This window comes from Shinella sp. SUS2, assembly GCF_001262505.1.
Classification (GTDB): domain Bacteria; phylum Pseudomonadota; class Alphaproteobacteria; order Rhizobiales; family Rhizobiaceae; genus Shinella.
Genome location: NZ_KQ410735.1, coordinates 35,594 through 51,260 on the forward strand (window position 1 = coordinate 35,594; position 15,667 = coordinate 51,260).

The 15,667-nt window shown below is 65.8% G+C and carries 15 protein-coding genes; 4 read left to right on the plus strand and 11 right to left on the minus strand.

The window, feature by feature from the left end; all coding sequences use genetic code 11:
* Positions 1–51 precede the first annotated feature (51 nt).
* Complete coding sequence (locus AKG11_RS20720) at positions 52–873, minus strand: AraC family transcriptional regulator (protein ID WP_023512815.1); 822 nt, start codon at positions 871–873, stop codon at positions 52–54.
* A gap of 111 nt (positions 874–984) precedes the next feature.
* Here AKG11_RS20720 and AKG11_RS20725 point away from each other — a divergent pair, with 111 nt between their 5' ends.
* Positions 985–2,184, plus strand: coding sequence for an MFS transporter (locus AKG11_RS20725; RefSeq protein ID WP_023516945.1), 1,200 nt, complete (start codon positions 985–987; stop codon positions 2,182–2,184).
* A 62-nt stretch (positions 2,185–2,246) separates the two neighbouring features.
* Here the strand turns inward: AKG11_RS20725 and purU are convergent, their stop codons facing one another.
* Positions 2,247–3,131, minus strand: a complete 885-nt coding sequence (gene purU / locus AKG11_RS20730) for a formyltetrahydrofolate deformylase (RefSeq protein ID WP_024271354.1) — start codon at positions 3,129–3,131, stop codon at positions 2,247–2,249.
* Positions 3,132–3,501: 370 nt separating this feature from the next.
* Here purU and AKG11_RS20735 point away from each other — a divergent pair, with 370 nt between their 5' ends.
* Positions 3,502–4,686, plus strand: a complete 1,185-nt coding sequence (locus AKG11_RS20735) for a hypothetical protein (protein WP_050745330.1) — start codon at positions 3,502–3,504, stop codon at positions 4,684–4,686.
* Positions 4,687–4,726: 40 nt separating this feature from the next.
* Here AKG11_RS20735 and AKG11_RS20740 read toward each other — a convergent pair whose 3' ends face one another.
* The 8 genes from AKG11_RS20740 to AKG11_RS20775 are packed head-to-tail and all read right to left on the minus strand — an operon-like array spanning position 4,727 to position 12,894.
* Entirely contained in the window at positions 4,727–5,740 is a 1,014-nt protein-coding gene (locus AKG11_RS20740; protein ID WP_050745331.1) for a succinylglutamate desuccinylase/aspartoacylase family protein, read from the minus strand.
* 24 nt (positions 5,741–5,764) lie between these two features.
* Positions 5,765–6,109: a RidA family protein gene (locus tag AKG11_RS20745; RefSeq protein WP_023514656.1), complete on the minus strand. Its 345-nt coding sequence runs from the start codon at positions 6,107–6,109 to the stop codon at positions 5,765–5,767.
* 27 nt (positions 6,110–6,136) lie between these two features.
* The gene (locus AKG11_RS20750; protein ID WP_050745332.1) at positions 6,137–7,450 is read right to left on the minus strand and encodes an alanine racemase; all 1,314 of its coding nucleotides are present in this window, start codon (positions 7,448–7,450) and stop codon (positions 6,137–6,139) included.
* Positions 7,443–8,399: an amidohydrolase family protein gene (locus tag AKG11_RS20755; RefSeq protein WP_023514654.1), complete on the minus strand. Its 957-nt coding sequence runs from the start codon at positions 8,397–8,399 to the stop codon at positions 7,443–7,445. Before AKG11_RS20755 ends, AKG11_RS20750 begins: the two co-directional genes overlap by 8 nt.
* Positions 8,396–9,337 carry an ABC transporter permease gene (locus AKG11_RS20760; RefSeq protein ID WP_023514653.1) on the minus strand — a complete coding sequence of 314 codons (942 nt, stop codon included), beginning with the start codon at positions 9,335–9,337 and terminating at the stop codon, positions 8,396–8,398. The genes AKG11_RS20755 and AKG11_RS20760 overlap by 4 nt, the downstream gene beginning before the upstream one ends.
* Positions 9,334–10,299 (minus strand): ABC transporter permease, encoded by a 966-nt coding sequence (locus tag AKG11_RS20765; protein WP_050745333.1) that lies wholly within the window; start codon positions 10,297–10,299, stop codon positions 9,334–9,336. The genes AKG11_RS20760 and AKG11_RS20765 overlap by 4 nt, the downstream gene beginning before the upstream one ends.
* On the minus strand, positions 10,296–11,804 hold the full coding sequence (locus tag AKG11_RS20770) for a sugar ABC transporter ATP-binding protein (protein ID WP_050745334.1): 1,509 nt from the start codon (positions 11,802–11,804) through the stop codon (positions 10,296–10,298). Before AKG11_RS20770 ends, AKG11_RS20765 begins: the two co-directional genes overlap by 4 nt.
* A gap of 19 nt (positions 11,805–11,823) precedes the next feature.
* Positions 11,824–12,894, minus strand: coding sequence for an ABC transporter substrate-binding protein (locus AKG11_RS20775; protein ID WP_037409014.1), 1,071 nt, complete (start codon positions 12,892–12,894; stop codon positions 11,824–11,826).
* A gap of 229 nt (positions 12,895–13,123) precedes the next feature.
* Here AKG11_RS20775 and AKG11_RS20780 point away from each other — a divergent pair, with 229 nt between their 5' ends.
* Complete coding sequence (locus AKG11_RS20780; protein ID WP_023514649.1) at positions 13,124–13,906, plus strand: IclR family transcriptional regulator; 783 nt, start codon at positions 13,124–13,126, stop codon at positions 13,904–13,906.
* 10 nt (positions 13,907–13,916) lie between these two features.
* Here AKG11_RS20780 and AKG11_RS20785 read toward each other — a convergent pair whose 3' ends face one another.
* Entirely contained in the window at positions 13,917–15,134 is a 1,218-nt protein-coding gene (locus AKG11_RS20785) for a TIGR03862 family flavoprotein (RefSeq protein ID WP_050745335.1), read from the minus strand.
* A gap of 106 nt (positions 15,135–15,240) precedes the next feature.
* On the opposite strand from AKG11_RS20785, the gene AKG11_RS20790 reads away from it, so the two are divergent.
* Positions 15,241–15,642 (plus strand): (R)-mandelonitrile lyase, encoded by a 402-nt coding sequence (locus AKG11_RS20790; RefSeq protein ID WP_050745336.1) that lies wholly within the window; start codon positions 15,241–15,243, stop codon positions 15,640–15,642.
* Positions 15,643–15,667: the final 25 nt, after the last annotated feature.

The window sequence follows — 15,667 nt, forward strand, 5'->3', positions numbered from 1 at the left end:
GCCGGCGGAAAACAGTACCCGAATCGCGTCCTTTGCCGGTCTTTTTGAGACTCAGGCGGCAGTGCGGCTCGTCAGATAGGCCCGCGGCGCGGTTCCCAGCATGCGCTTGAACATGGTTGTGAAGGCCGGCACGCTCTCGTAGCCGGCATCGAGCGCCACCCGCGTCACCGGTTCGCCGGCGGCAAGGCGCGGCAAGCAGGCGAAAAGGCAGGCCTGCTGACGCCAGGTGACGAAGCTGACACCCATCTCCTGGCGGAAGAACCGCGTGAAGGTGCGCCGGCTCATGTTCAGCCTTCGAGCCCAGTCGTCGATCTTGGCCACCGGCGACGGCTGTTCGACAAAATCGCGGCAAAGGCCCGCCAGCCTTCCACTTGCCGGAAACGGCAGGCCGAGCGGACGCTCGGGCAGGCGGCCGATTTCGTCAAGCAGCAGCGCCATGACGAGGTCGCTGCGCCGGCGATCCTCCGATAGGCCATCATGCCGAACGGTCTCCGCGATCAACTGGCGGGCAAGGTCGGTGACTTCCAGCACGGTGGGCACCTGCGAAGCGGCCCGGCCCTCCGGTGAATAGATATAGACCGAGCGCATGCTGACATCGCTGATCATCTCGACGGAATGTTCGAGACCGCGCGGAATGAGCAAGGCGTGGCCGGGTGGAATCATCCAGCGCCCACGCTCCGTCCCCACCAGCACTACACCGGCAAAAACGCAGAGGAACTGCGTGCGGCGGTGACGGTGCGGCGGCACCGTATAGCCACCCGGGATGTCCGAACTGTGAACCAGAACATCCGTATTCGCCTGTTCCATCCGGAAGAGGTTGCGGATGTGGTCGTCATCGAGCGCCCTGCGGCGTGCATCGCTCAGTTTTTCCATCTTTGGCCCACTTGCGTAAGAAATGGACCTCAGCACGAAAGCAGGCCTATAGCAATCCCTGTATGGGAAGCAGCCATGACGCGGAATCTGCGCGTATCATTCGAGGCCATCATGTCGACAGTCGTTCCCGCGGCACCCCGCAGCGCCGCCACCACCACCTATTCCATCATCGTCGCCGTCAGCGCATGCCACATGCTGAACGACATCATGCAGTCGCTGCTGACGTCGCTCTATCCGCTGCTGAAGGAAAACTACGCGCTCGATTTCGTGCAGATCGGCCTACTGACCATGGCCTTCCAGGTCACCGCCTCGCTGCTGCAGCCGGCCGTCGGCATCGTCACGGATCGCTGGCCGATGCCCTTCTCGCTGCCGGTCGGCATGGGCAGCACCTTCGTCGGCCTCATCATGCTCGCCTATGCGCACAGCTTCCCGGTTCTGGTCTTCGGCGCCTGCCTGATCGGTCTCGGCTCGGCGATCTTCCACCCGGAATCCTCGCGTGTCGCCCGTCTCGCCTCCGGTGGCCGCCACGGGCTTGCACAATCGCTGTTCCAGGTCGGCGGCAATGCCGGCACGGCGATCGGGCCGCTGCTCGCCGCCTTCATCGTGTTGCCCCTCGGCCAGACGAGCGTCGCCTGGTTCTCGGCCGTCGCCCTCCTCGGCATGGTCATCCTTACCTGGGTCGGCAACTGGTATGCCGGCGAGCGCCGCCTTGCCGCCGGCCGGCCGGCCGTCAGCCGCGAACTGCCGCTGCCGCGCGGCCGCGTCGCCTGGGCCCTTGCCGTGCTGGTGCTGCTGACGACCACGAAAAACGCCTATCTCGCCAGTATCTCCAGCTATTTCACCTTCTACACGATGGAGAATTTCGGCCTTGGCGTGCGCGACGCACAGCTCATGCTGTTCCTCTTCCTCGGAGCTTCGGCACTCGGCGTCTTCATGGGCGGGCCGATCGGCGACCGGTTCGGCACGCGCTTCGTCATCTGGTTCTCGATCCTCGGCGTCATCCCCTTCGCCCTGTTGCTGCCCTATGCGAACCTCTTCTGGACGGGCGTGCTGACCGTGCTGATCGGGCTGATCTTCTCCTCGGCTTTCTCCGCCATCGTCGTCTTCGCGCAGGAGCTGATCCCGGGCCGCGTCGGCATGATCGCCGGCATCTTCTTCGGCTTCGCCTTCGGCGCAGGCGGTCTGGGTGCGGCAGTCCTTGGCATCTTCGCCGACAGCCACGGCATCAACTTCGTCTACCAGATCTGCTCCTACATGCCGCTGCTCGGCATCCTCACGATCTTCCTGCCGCGCCTGCCGGCACACCGCTGAACCGGCCACAGACGTGTCCGAACATGAAAAGGCCGGCGAATTCGCCGGCCTTTTGTTTTGGATCAGCCCATGCGCTCGGAAGCGTAGCTGCCCGGGCTGGGCGGGAAGACGATGGTCTTGTTGCCGTTCATGAAGGTGCGGTGGTGGATGTGGGCATGCACGGCGCGGGCAAGCACCTGGCTCTCCACGTCACGGCCGATCGAAACATAGTCCTCGGCCGACTGCGCATGCGTGATGCGCGCGACATCCTGCTCGATGATCGGGCCTTCGTCGAGATCTTCGGTGACGTAGTGCGCCGTCGCACCGATCAGCTTCACGCCGCGCTCGAAAGCCTGCTTGTAGGGGTTCGCACCCTTGAAGGACGGCAGGAACGAGTGGTGGATGTTGATGATGCGGCCCGACATCTTCTTGCAGACGGCATCCGACAGGACCTGCATGTAGCGGGCGAGAACGATCAGCTCGGCGCCAGACTGTTCGACCACTTCCATCAGGCGTGCCTCGGCCTGCGGCTTGTTCTCCTTCGTCACCTTGATGTGGTGGAAGGGGATGTCGTGGTTGACGATGACCTTCTGGTAGTCGAAGTGGTTGGACACGACGCCGACGATATCGATGGGCAGCGCGCCGATCTTCCAGCGGTAGAGCAGATCGTTGAGGCAATGGCCGAAACGCGACACCATGAGCAGCACCTTCATGCGCTCGTCGCTGTCGTTGAAGCGATACGTCATGGCGAACGTCTTGGCGACGGGGACGAAACCGGTCTTGATGTCTTCCTCCGAAATACCCTCCTGGGAGAGGAAGGTCAGGCGCATGAAGAACAGGCCCGTCTCGAGGTCGTCGAACTGCGACGAGTCGGAGATGTAACACCCCTTTTCGGCGAGGTAGCCGGTGATCGCGGCGACGATGCCGCGGGTCGATTGGCAGGATACGGTCAGGACGTGGCTTTTCATCGGTTCGTTTCTCGCGTTCGGCCGGTGCGGGGGCAAGGCACCGGCGGATCCCCTTGTCTGCGGGCCGCACTCACGGCTTGGCGCATATTTCAGGCCGCTTGCCTCTGCGCAAGCCCCTGCAATGGCCAGAAGCTACGCCGGCTCTTGCAAGGAATCCCTCCGGTTCGCGACATCCAATGCGTCGAAACTGCCAAGTGGGGCCTTCACAGCCCGCTCTACCGCGTTCGCGCCATCGCGCATGATCCGGCCTGACGAAGCTCGCGAACGAATCTTTCATCGATGCAAGACCGCCTCTGCCCGGCAAAAATCCTTCTGGACACTATTATGGACACATGTTCTATAAACTGGACAGATTCGACGGGAGCTCGCCATGCATCTTTCCATGTGGACCTACCCCTGGGACATCCAGGACCAGGGCATCGCGGCACTCGCCGCCGACCTTTCCGGCCGCGCCGGCCTCAACACAGTGAGCCTTGCGACCTCCTACCATGCCGGCCGCTTCCTGCAGCCGCGCAGCCCTGAGCAGAAGGCCTATTTCCCTGAAGACGGTACCGTCTATTTCCAGCCCGACGAAACGCTGTGGCAGGGCAAGACGATCCGCCCCCTTGTGGCGCAGAACGTCACCGACCGCGGCGACATGCTGGAAGCACTGACCAGAGCGCGCGCAACCACAGGACTTGCCGTCTCCTGCTGGACGGTCTGCCTGCACAACACCCGCCTCGGCATGCTGCACCCCGATCATGTGACCCGCAACGCCTTCGGCAATGCCAATTACTACAATCTCTGCCCCTCCAGCCCGGCGGCACGCGACTATGTCGTGACGCTGGTGCGCGACATCACGGTGAACCACAAGCCCGACATGCTGGAGCTGGAAAGCCCGAACTTCATGGGCTTTGCCCACGAATACCACCATGAGAAGGACGGTGTCGGCCTCAACGCCGAGGATGACTTCCTCCTGTCGCTCTGCTTCTGCCACCATTGCACCGCCCGTGCGCGGAAGGCCGGCATACCTGTCGACAGTGCACAAAAAACGGTGGCGCGCTTCATCGCCGAACTGTGCGAACGGGCGGTGCCTGAAAAACAGTTCCCCGACTTCCCCGCCGCCGGTATCGATGCCTTCCGCGACCATCCGGAACTGCACGCCTTCCTCACCTGGCGCTCCGAGCCGGTGACGAGCCTGATCGGCGAGATCAAGGCGGCTGCCGACCCGGCGACGCGCATCGTGCTGATCGACCTGAAGGACGGCTGGCTCGGCGGCGCCGACCTCGAGGCGGTCGGAAAGCTCTGCGACGGCGCGATCCTCTGCTGCTACGGCATGACGCCCGAGGCCGTCGGCGAGGTCATCCGCACCGGCCGGGCGATGCTCGGCCCGGACAAATTCCTGGGGCTGGGCCTGCGCGTCTTCTATCCCGAGGTCGATGGCCCGGCCATCCTCGCCGCCCGCGCAAAGGCAGCCGTCGAGGCTGGCGCGAACGGCGTGAACTTCTACAATTACGGGCTCATTCCGGCAAAGCGCCTCGACTGGGTGAAGGAAGCCGTCGGCGCGATCACATAGAGTCCGCCAGCTTCATACTGAATCTGCCGAACTCCAAGGCTCAGCCGTCGATCGGCTCGGCGACCTGGATCAGGCAGTCGCCGGCCTGGCTGTCGCAATGCAGCCGGTGGGAGATGACGATGCCGCCCTCGGCAAAGCGCAGCGCCTCCTCGGGCTGCTCAAGCCGTTCGAGATCGTGATACCAGCCAGCCAGATCACCTGCCGAGACGTGCGCACCGAGCGGCACGGCAGGCTCGAACCAGCCGCGCCGGCCCGCATAGATGCCCTGGCTGTGCCGGGAGAGCGACAGGAGCTGCAGGGCAGGTGGAGCTGCGAGCGGCCCGCGCGACAGCACCGGCTCTCCCGCAATGCCGAGTGCGACGAGCAGACGGTCGATCGCCGCCGCCGTAAACGCCATGCTCTCGGGCGACACGGTGCCGCCACCGCCGAACTCGCCCGAAAGGCCGATCGTGCCAGCCCGACCGGCCGCGCCCATCGAGGTCGGCGCGGCCGGCCCGTTATCGGCGATGAAGGCATGTGCGGCCCCCATCGCCCGCATCAACGTGACCGCGCGCGCAAAGCGCTCGGCATCCGCCTGCCGCTCGATCAGCGTGCAGGACAGATGCGCCATGGAGGTACCGCCGGAGTGCAGGTCGAGCACGGCATCGTGGTGCGGGAAAAGATCATGTTCAAGGAAATGCGCCAGCCGCGCCGTCGGCGTGCCGGCCGGATCGCCGGGAAAGGCGCGGTTGAGATTGCCGCCGTCGAAGGGCGAGCAGCGCTTGGCCACCATCACCGCCGGCAGGTTCGCCATCGGCAGGATGGTGACGGCACCGCGGATTTTCGTGATATCGAGCTGGCGCATCAGCCGCCCGAGCTGGAGCTCACCCTCGTATTCGTCACCATGGTTGCCCGCCATCAGGAGCAGGCTCGGCCCCTCGCCGTTCTTCAGCCGCAGGATGGGGATGCGGATCTGGTAGTAGGGCGAACGGTCGACGGAATAGGGAATCGCAAGATGCCCGGCCTGCCGGCCCTCCCGGAAAAGATCGATCGGATTGACGAGGCCGCTGTGCATGGTGGCTCCAGTTCGGGCGGGTTTTCAGAGTGCGGCGACGGCAGTCATCTCGACGCGCAGGTCCGGATCGGCAAGGCGCGCCTCGACGCAGGCGCGGGCCGGCGGGTTTTCCGGGTCGATCCAGGCATCATAAACGCCGTTCATCGCCTCGAAATCGACGATCGCCGGCAGGAAGACATTGACAGCGAGCAGTTTCGAGCGGTCCGTACCGGCTTCCTTCAGAAGGGCATCGATCTTGCCGAGCACGTCGCGCGTCTGGTCCTCAAGGCCGGCCTTGCGGTTTTCCGCGACCTGGCCGGCGATATAGACGAGCCCGCCATAGCTGACGGCCTGGCTCATGCGCGAACCCTTCTGGTAACGCTGGATCATGGGTATTTTCCTTTCTTCCCGGGAGGATCAGCCGAAGCTGGTGGTGTAGGCCGCCGTGACCGTGTGGTCAGGTGCAAGGCCGTAGAGGATCGCGTGCCGGTCGAGGCAGGTGCAGGGATGCGAGATGCCGAACTCGACCACATCACCGACGCGTACATCGCTGCCGGCGGAAAGCGCCACGAAGGCATGCTGGTCGTTGAGACGAAGCACATCGGCCCCCGCAAGAGCGGCGAGCGGCACCCCGTCGCGATAGAGAGCCAGCGGCCGCGGCAAGCCCTGGTCCATCGCGACATCCCGCAGGCCCATACCGCAGATCGCGAGCGCCGGCTCGGGCAGCGACAGCACCTCGGCCCAGACCCGGAGCACCGGCTTGAAGTCGCTGCCGGCGGAGCGGACCTGCCCGCCGAACCGGAAGCCCGCACGGGCGTCGAGGCCGGCAAGACCGCGCTCGTAAACGCCGTGGTCATGGAAGAAGATCGCCCCGCTGCGCAGCACGAGCAAACTATCGGGATCGGCCGCGACGGCGGCAGAGAGACCGGCGATCACCCGGTCGAAAAAGACCGAACCGCCCGCTGTGACGATCAGCGGCCGCGCATCGCCAATGCGGGCGCGAACCTCCGGCAGGAAGGCCGCCGTCATCGCCACCAGCCCGTCGATCCGGCGCAGCGTCTCTTCCGCATCCGCCGTTGCGGCGGCCCCCTCGTAGGCGGCGATGCCAGTGAACCGGAAGGTGGGCGTTTCCGCGGCAAGGATGGCATCGAGGATCGCGCCTGCCGCCTCGGCGCTGCGTGCTCCGGCACGGCCCGCGCCAAATTCGACGAGAAGGCCGAGCGGCGGCAGACCGCTGCGGCCATGCCAGGCGACCCGCAGGGCTTCGACCAGGTCAATGGAATCGACGAAGACATGCAGCGCTGCATCGGGATAGTTTGCGGCAAGCGCTGCAAGCCGGCGTGCAGCCGCGGCCCCGCCGATCTCGTTGGCGAGGATCAGCCGGCGCTGGCCAGCCTTCAGCAGTACCGCCGCCTGGCGGATATCCGCCACCGTGGTGCCCCACGCGCCGGCCGCCAGCAGCGTGCCGGCAATCGCCGCCGACATCGGCGTCTTCGCATGGGGTGCGATCGCGACGCCGTGATCGCGTACATACTCCATCATCAGCGCGACATTGCCGGCAAAGGCCGCACGATCGAGCGAGATCAGCGGCAGCGCCATCGCACCGTCATAGGGCTTCCAGCCTTGCTTGCCGACGGCATCCAGCGGCAGGGGCGCATGGCCCGGCGGGAAGCCGCGGATGCGGTCGTCGATTACCGGATTGTCCGGTCCGGTCACGGAAAGGTCAGGCATGGTTTTCTCCCTTGGCCGCGACGGGATCGGCGATCCCGAGGCGATAGGTGTCATTGGCAGTCGTGAAAAAGAGGGCACGCTGCTCGTCGAGCGAAAGCGGCGCGGCCGCGGCGCGGAAAACGGCGTAGACCTCGTCGAACGAGGCGTGCAGGCCGGCGACCGGAAAATCGCTGGCGAACATGGTTCGAGCGGGGCCAAAACAGGCGAGGCAATGCTCGATCACCGGCCGCAGGCTTTCCGGCGTCCAGTCATTGTCATAGGCGACGAGGTCGGAGATCTTCAACCGGACATTCGGCTCACGACCGAGCGCCGCAAGGCCACCGCGCCAGAGCGTCATACCCTCCGCGCTGCGATCGGCCGGGCTGCCGCCATGGTTGAGCACGAAGAGTATCTGCGGAAAGGCCCGCACGAGATCGAGCGCCTCATCCATCTGCCACGGATAGAGCATGAGGTCGAAAACGAGGCCGAAACGGGCGAGACGGGCAAGGCCGGCGCGCCAGCGGGGATCGGCCATGCGGCGGGCGCGGGGTGCGAAGCTCTTTGCCGGTTCGGGATGCCAGCTGACGATATCGCGGATGCCGGCGACATCGGGATTGGCGGCCTCCGCCTCGATCAGGCGCGCGGCATCCGGGCTGTCGAGCGGCACGCGGGCGATGATACGCTTCGCCACACCGGAGGACCGGTCGAGACCGGCAAGCCAGCGGCTTTCCTCCAGCGGATGGGCGTCGGACCAGCCGGCCTCGACATGCACGGTGGCCACCACGTTCTGGCTCGCCGCATCGGCGCTGTAGTCCGCAACGCCATAATCCCTAAGGATCGGCGCCAGGCTGCCGAAGACCATCTCGCCGCCGGTCGCCCGGGCCATTTCCAACCAGGGATGACGTTTGAGCGACAGATCCCAGAGATGGTGGTGCGGGTCGATGACCGGCCCATCATAACGCACCGTCATCGGCGCGCCTCTCGGCCGGAAATGAGCAGAAGCGCGAGGATCAGCGAACCAAACATGATCGAGCGCCAGCCGGGCGAGGCGTTGACGACGGTGATCAGCGCCGTGGTGGTGACGAGCAGGATGGCACCGGGAATGGTGCCGGCATAAGTGCCGCGCCCACCGAGGATAGAGGTGCCGCCGAGCACGACCGCGGCGATCGACATCAGGAGATAGGGATCGCCGATGCCGACATAGCCTTGCCGGTTCATGCCGAGCACCAGAATGCCGGCAAGCCCCGCGAAGAAGCCGGACAGCGCATAGAGAAGCAGCGTGTTCCTGGCAACGCTGACGCCGGAAAGCCGGGCAGCCAGCGGATTGGCCCCGAGCGCGAGGAAGCGCGCGCCGAGCGGCGTGCGATGGATGATGAGCAGTACCGCGATCGAAACGACGATCCAGAGGATGATGCCGGCGGGAACGCCGAGGGGGCGCGCCTGGCCGAGCAGGATGACCGCCGGGTTGCTCACCGTGACCGCGCTGCCGCCGGCGACGATGACGAGCAGTCCCTGAAGAAACGTCGCCATGGCGAGCGTCATGATGATCGGCGGCACGCGCAGATAGGCCGCACCCGCCCCGTTGAGGAGGCCGATGCCGGTGGCGATGGCAAGGACGAGCACGATGCCGACGAGGCCGGTCGGGTCCGAGGCCGGCGAGATCAGCGGCAACAGGATCGCCGTGACGGTGATCACGGCCCCGACGGAGAGGTCGATGCCGCCCATCAGGATGACCAGCGTCTGCCCGGCCGCGACGATGCCGATGACGGCGGCAAGCTCCAGGAGATAGCGCAGGTGCCCGTAGGCGCCGAAGCCGCGCAGCGTGAGGCTGGCGACAAGCCAGACGAGCGCCACAAGGAGGAAGGTCAGGAGCGGCGGATTGCGGAACACGGATTTCACGGCCTTCATCGCCTTGCCCTCCACTGTTTCAAGAGTTCCGGCACCGCGACGGCACCGACAATGATCAGGCCCTGCGCGACATATTGTGCGACCGGCGGAAAACCGAGGAAGAACATCACGTTGATCATGACCGAGAGCAGCAGGCTGCCGCAGATCGCGCCACGCATCGTGCCCTTGCCGCCGAGGAAACCGACGCCGCCGAGCACGGCGGCCGCGATCGAATTCAGCGTGAAGGGCGTGCCGATGACCGGATCGCCCGAGCCCGTCTGCGCCGCGACAAAGAGGCCGGCCAGCGCCGCCAGCAGACCGGACAGCGCGAAGGCGACGATCTTGACCCGCTCGACCGGAACGCCCGAGCGGAAGGCGCCGATCGGGTTGTCGCCGGCGGCATAGATGCCGATGCCGAGCGGTGTCGCGAGAAATGCTTTCCAGGCGAGAAGGACGACGACGAGCAGCAGGAAGGCAACCGGCGTGTGGCCGGCGAGCGTGGTCGACAGCCAGTCCGGAATGAAGCCGCCCGGGCGCGGCAACAGGATCAGCGCGACACCGGTAATGATGAAGGAGCCAGCCAGCGTGACGATGATGGCCGGCAGCCGCAGATGCGCGACGATGGCGCCGATGACGGCACCGATGGCAAGGCCGGTGAGCGCGACAGCGAGGATGCCGCCGGGCACGCCGAATGCGCTGCCCATCGTCGTCGCCGCAATCACGGCGCCAAGGCTCACCAGCGGGCCGATGGCGAGCGTGATGCCGCCATTCAGCATCAGGAGTGCCTGCGCCATGGTGACGAGCGCCAGCGGGAACCAGTTCTGCGTGAACTTGGAAAAACCGCCGACCGAAAGGATGCCGGGAAAGAGCACCGCATAAAGGACGAGGAAGGCGGCGACGACCAGGTAGAGGCCGCCAAGACCGCGATTGCGACCGCGCTGGATGGCGCCGTAGAGCCAGCCGGAAGACGGAACGGCACTCATGCGGCCTCTCCCTGTTTGTGGATGCCCATGGCGGCGCCGACGATGGCCTCCTCGCTGATTGCCGCACCGGAAAGCCGGGCAGCGACGCGCCCCTCGCGCAGCACGACGACACGATCGCACAGGTGCACGAGTTCCGGTGTGTCGGAGCTTGCAAGGATGACGAGCCGCCCCTCGGCAGCGAAGGCGCGCAGCATGAGGTAGATCTCGCGCTTCGTCTCGATATCGACGCCGCGCGTCGGATCGTTGAGCAGCAGCACGGACGGATCGAGCGGCAGCCACTTGGCGAGCGCCACCTTCTGCTGGTTGCCGCCCGAGAGCGCCTGGACCGGCCGGGCGACATCGCCCTTGATCGTCAGGCGCCGCGCCAGGTCGGCGATCAGCCCGGCCTCCGCCGTGCGGTCGCGAAAGCCGCCCCGCGCGAGCCGGCCGAGCGAGGGCAGGATGAGGTTGGAGGCGATGGAATGGGGCAGGACGAGCCCCTCATGCTTGCGGTCCGCCGGCACATAGACGATGCCCGCTGCATTCGCCTCGCCGACATGGGCCGGCAGGCGGGGAAGACCGGAGACCTCCGCATGGCTCGCCTTCGCGGGAATGGCACCGTAAAGGCCGAGCAAAAGGTCTTCCTGCCCCTGCCCGACAAGGCCGCCGATGCCGACGATCTCGCCGGCGCGGGCGGAAAAGCCGATCTCGCGTACGAGGCCGGCCGAGAATTTCTCGACAGTGATGCGTGTCGCACCGGCTTCGGCAACCGGGCGCGGCGGGAAGAGATCGCCCGTCTCCCGGCCGACCATGAGGCGAACGAGCCCCTCGCCGTCGATGCCGGCGAGCGACTGGTCCGCCGTGACGCCGCCATCCTTCAACACCGTAACATGCGAGCAGAGCGCCTGCACCTCGTTGAGCCGATGGGAAATATAGAGAAGCGCCGTGCCGCGATCGCGCAGCGTCTCGATGAGACGGGCGAGAATGCCGGCCTCATGCGCGGAAAGCGAGGAGGTCGGCTCATCGAGGATGAGCACGCGCGGCTTGCGGAACAATGCCTTGGCAATCTCCACCATCTGCCGGCGGCCGAGCGCAAGATCGGCGACCGGCATGTCGAGCGGCTCGGTAAGCCCGACCATGTCGCAGACCTCCCGCACGCCCCTGTGAAGCGCGGCATAGTCGATGAGGCCGAAGCGGCGCGGAAAGGCGCCGAGCCCGATATTCTCGGCGATCGACAGGTCGGCGGTGAGGCTCAGCTCCTGCTGCACCACAGCGATACCCGCACCGCGGGCGGCAGCCGGGCTGAAACGCCCGACCGGCCGCCCCTCGACGAGGATGGCGCCGCTGTCCGGCTGGAGAGCGCCGGAAAGGAGATTGATCAGCGTGGATTTTCCAGCGCCGTTCTCCCCGAGCAGGGCATGGACCCTGCCCGGGTGAAGGGCGATATCGACGCCCTTCAGAACCGGATTGCCGAAAAATCCCTTGAACACCTGCCGGGCTTCCAGCAGGGGTCTTGTTTCCGTCATGACGGCATCCTTCAGGGAATTACTGGGCGAGCAGCTTGTCGAACAGCGCCTTGTCGTAATCCGAATAGATGTAACCGTCGGCCGGGAACTTGTCGGCGCGGGCGAGATAGGTGTCGATGGTGCTGTCGTCGATGACCGGCAGCGGCACCTTGATGAAGGCCGGCACGTCCTTGCCTTCCAGCGCCTGTACGGCCGTGTAGACCGAGAGCGCACCAAGCCAGTTCGGCTGCATGGTGGCCCAGCCCTTCAGGCCCTTTTCCTTCCACAGTTCGAGGAACTGGCGGGCGTTTTCGCCGGTGATCGGCACCTGCTCGCGACCCTGGCGATCAAAGGCCATGACGGAACCGGCCGAAATCGCGCCACCGAGCGAGAGCACGCCGTCGATTTGCGGATTGGCGAAGAGCAGGCTGGTCATCGCCTCCTGCGCCGGCGCGGCATTGTATTCCGTGTTGGTCTCGGTGATGATTTCCAGGCCCGGATTGGCGTCGAGCACAGGCTGGGCACCCTTGCGGCGGTCATCGCTGACGGAAATGCCGGCCGGACCGTTCATGACGATGATCTTGCCCTTGCCGCCGAGCTTGTCGGCAAGCCACTTGGCAGCGCCCGCGCCCCATTCGTTGGAATCGGTATTGATCTTCGCCGTCACCTTGTCCGTGTTGACGAGGCTGTCGAAGTTCACCACGGCGATACCCTTGTCGCAGGCATCCGAAATGACGCGGTCGAGCGCATTGGAGGAACCGGCGATGACCACGATCGCGTCGACATTCGCGTCGATCATCGACTGGATGTGCTGGATCTGCGTCTGGGCATTGCCCTGCGCGTCCGTGATCATCAGGTCCTTCACGAGACCGGCCTTCTTCAGCTCCTCGACCTCGGCGGCGATGGTGCCTTCGGTCTGCTTCATCCAGGTCGGCACCGAATAGATGTTCGCCCAGCCGACCGTATACGGCGCCTTGCGGTCGCCCTTGATGCAATTGGCGGCGGCCGAGGCGGTGCCGGCCGACAGGACGAGGACGGCCGCAGCGGCGGCGGCACCCGCAAGAAGGCGGCTGCGCAGCGAGACGGTCGAGCTGTTTTCGAGAGTTTTCATGTCGTTCCCCTTTTTTGGTGGCAGCAGGTACGGGCTTGCCATCCGTCTTTGTCCATTATATTGAACATTTGATCTATATATCGGACTGGCGCGATCTTATGCCGAATTTTCGGCCTCGCAAGAGGGGGCCTTCGGAAATTTCGCGCACGGCAATGCCGCGTCCTGCGCATTGACAGATGGCGCGGGCGGCGGGAGAAGCTTGACGGGACGAAGGGCAAGGACGGACGAGATGGATGCTATTGCGGATGATGCAGGCGGCAAGCGCGCCCGAGGGCTCGATCGCGCCTTCGAGATCCTCGATTTCCTGCGCCAGAAACGGCAAGCTCTGAAACCGAACGAGATCGCCGCGCAGATCGGCGCGCCGCGCTCATCGGTCTATGAGCTGGTGAACCTCCTCCTGCGCAACGGCATCCTGGAATTCACCGGCGGCGACGGCCGGGTCTATCTCGGGCGGAAACTCTATTTCCTGGGGGCTGCCTACGAGAACCATTTCGACTTCACCCGCGAATGCGAGGCGGCACTGGATCGGCTGGCCGACGAAACGCGCGAGACCGCGCAGTTCTGCATGCTGGATGGCAACAAATATACCGTCGTGCGCATGCGCGAGGGCGCAAGGCCCTTCCGCATCTCCACCGATATCGGCCAGTCGGTACCGATCCCGTGGACGGCTTCAGGACGCCTGCTCGTCGCGCATATGACGAACGAAGAAATCCTCACCTTCATCCCGCCGCAGGATTTCCAGCTGCCCGGCGGCGAATGGCTCGATCCGCAGGTTTTCCTCGCCGAGGTGCGCCAGGCCGGGCAGGACGGTTTCTTCACCTTCAACAGCATCGTCGACAGCTTTACCCATTGCTTCGCCGTGCCGGTCATGGACGAGGGACATGCCGCCGCCACGCTCTGCCTCGTCACCCCGCGCGACGACGGGCTGGCCAACCGCGATCGCTACCTCGTCTGCCTGAAGGACGCCGCCGCCAGCCTGAGCCAGGCGCCGACGCGGCCGAAGCGCAGCTAGGGATCCGGCTTCAGCCGGCCCGGCCGGTAAGCCAGCGGTCGATCCCCTCCGCAGCCGCCCGCCCGGTCGCAAAGCAGGCCGTCAGCAGATAACCGCCGGTCGGCGCCTCCCAGTCGAGCATTTCGCCGGCCGCAAAGACACCCGGAAGGGCCTTCACCCCATAGTCCGCATCGAGGGCATCGAACCGGATGCCCCCTGCCACGGAAATCGCCTCCGCAATCGGCCGCGGCCGGATGAGCAGAACGGGCAGGGCCTTGATCACCGAAGCCAGCGCATCCGGCAGCAAGGCCGAAACATCCCGGACACATTCCCGCAGCATGGCCGCCTTGACCCCGTCGAGGCCGGCCCCTTTGCGAAGCCGGCTGGAAAAGCTCGCCTTGCCGCCCTGCCGGGCCAGATCGGCTGCAAGCCGCGCGTGGCTCCGCCCGGGCACAAGATCGAGCAGGAAGGATGCAGCGCCCGACGTTTCCAGCGCATCGCGCAACACCGCCGCATGAGCATAGACGAGGCTGCCCTCGATGCCGGTCTTCGAGATGACGAATTCGCCGGGGATCGTGCCCGCCGCAGACCGCGCCGTAACACCCTTGACCGGCGCGCCCGCAAAGCACTCGACGAAGAACGGCGACCAGTCCACATCGAAGCCGCAATTGGCCGGACGGAAGGGCGCAATGTCGACGCCCCGTTCCGCAAGACCACCGACCCAGGCCGCGTCCGACCCGAGCCGCGGCCAACTCGCACCGCCGAGCGCCAGCAGGACCGCATCGAAGGCCATCACGGCCACGCCCTCGGGCGTTTCAAAGCGCAGTCCTTCGGGCGCAAACCCGATCCAGCGATGGCGTACGCGGATATCGACGCCCCGCCCCTCCAGCCGCGCCCGCCAGGCGCGCAGCAACGGCGACGCCTTCATGGCGACCGGAAACACCCGCCCGGAGGACCCGACAAAAGTCTCCGTGCCAAGCTCCTCCGCCCAGGTCCGCAGATCCCCGGGCGTGAAAGCATCGAGCGCCGCCCGCAGATGCGCGCCCGCCGCACCGAAGCGGGCGGCGAAACGGTCGTAGGGTTCGGAATGGGTGATGTTGAGGCCCGATTTTCCGGCCAGCAGGAACTTTCGCCCGATGGTCGGCATGGCTTCGAGCACGGTCACTGCATGGCCCCGCGCCGAAAGCACTTCTGCCGCCATCAACCCGGCCGGCCCGCCGCCGACGATCCCTATCCGCCGCCTGTCCATTCCGCACCCGCCTTGAAACCCTGCGCCGTTCTCATAAATCGTCTCCGACGGCTTCGCCAGCGTTCTTGCCGGTATATGATCCGCACAGCAGAATCAGGAGACGGATATGGATATCAAGCGCAACGGCACCAGCCCCTCGGCGCCAGGCCCGGCCGACTACTTCACCGGCAAGGTCCGCCTCGACACGCCGTTCAAGGCGGAAGCCCCCGGGCGCGCCGGCGGCGCCATCGTCACCTTCGAGCCCGGCGCCCGCACCGCCTGGCACACCCATCCCCTCGGCCAGACCGTCATCGTGACATCAGGCCTCGGCTGGGCGCAACGTGAGGGTGGGCCGATCGAAGAAATCCGCCCCGGCGACGTCGTCTGGTTCCCGCCCGGCGAAAAACACTGGCACGGCGCCACGGACAAGACCGCGATGACCCATGTCGCCATCGCCGAGGCGCAGGATGGATCGCCGGTGACCTGGCTGGAGCAGGTGTCGGACGCACAATATCTCGGCAAGGCCTGAAGTCTGTCCGCCGCAAACCGGACGA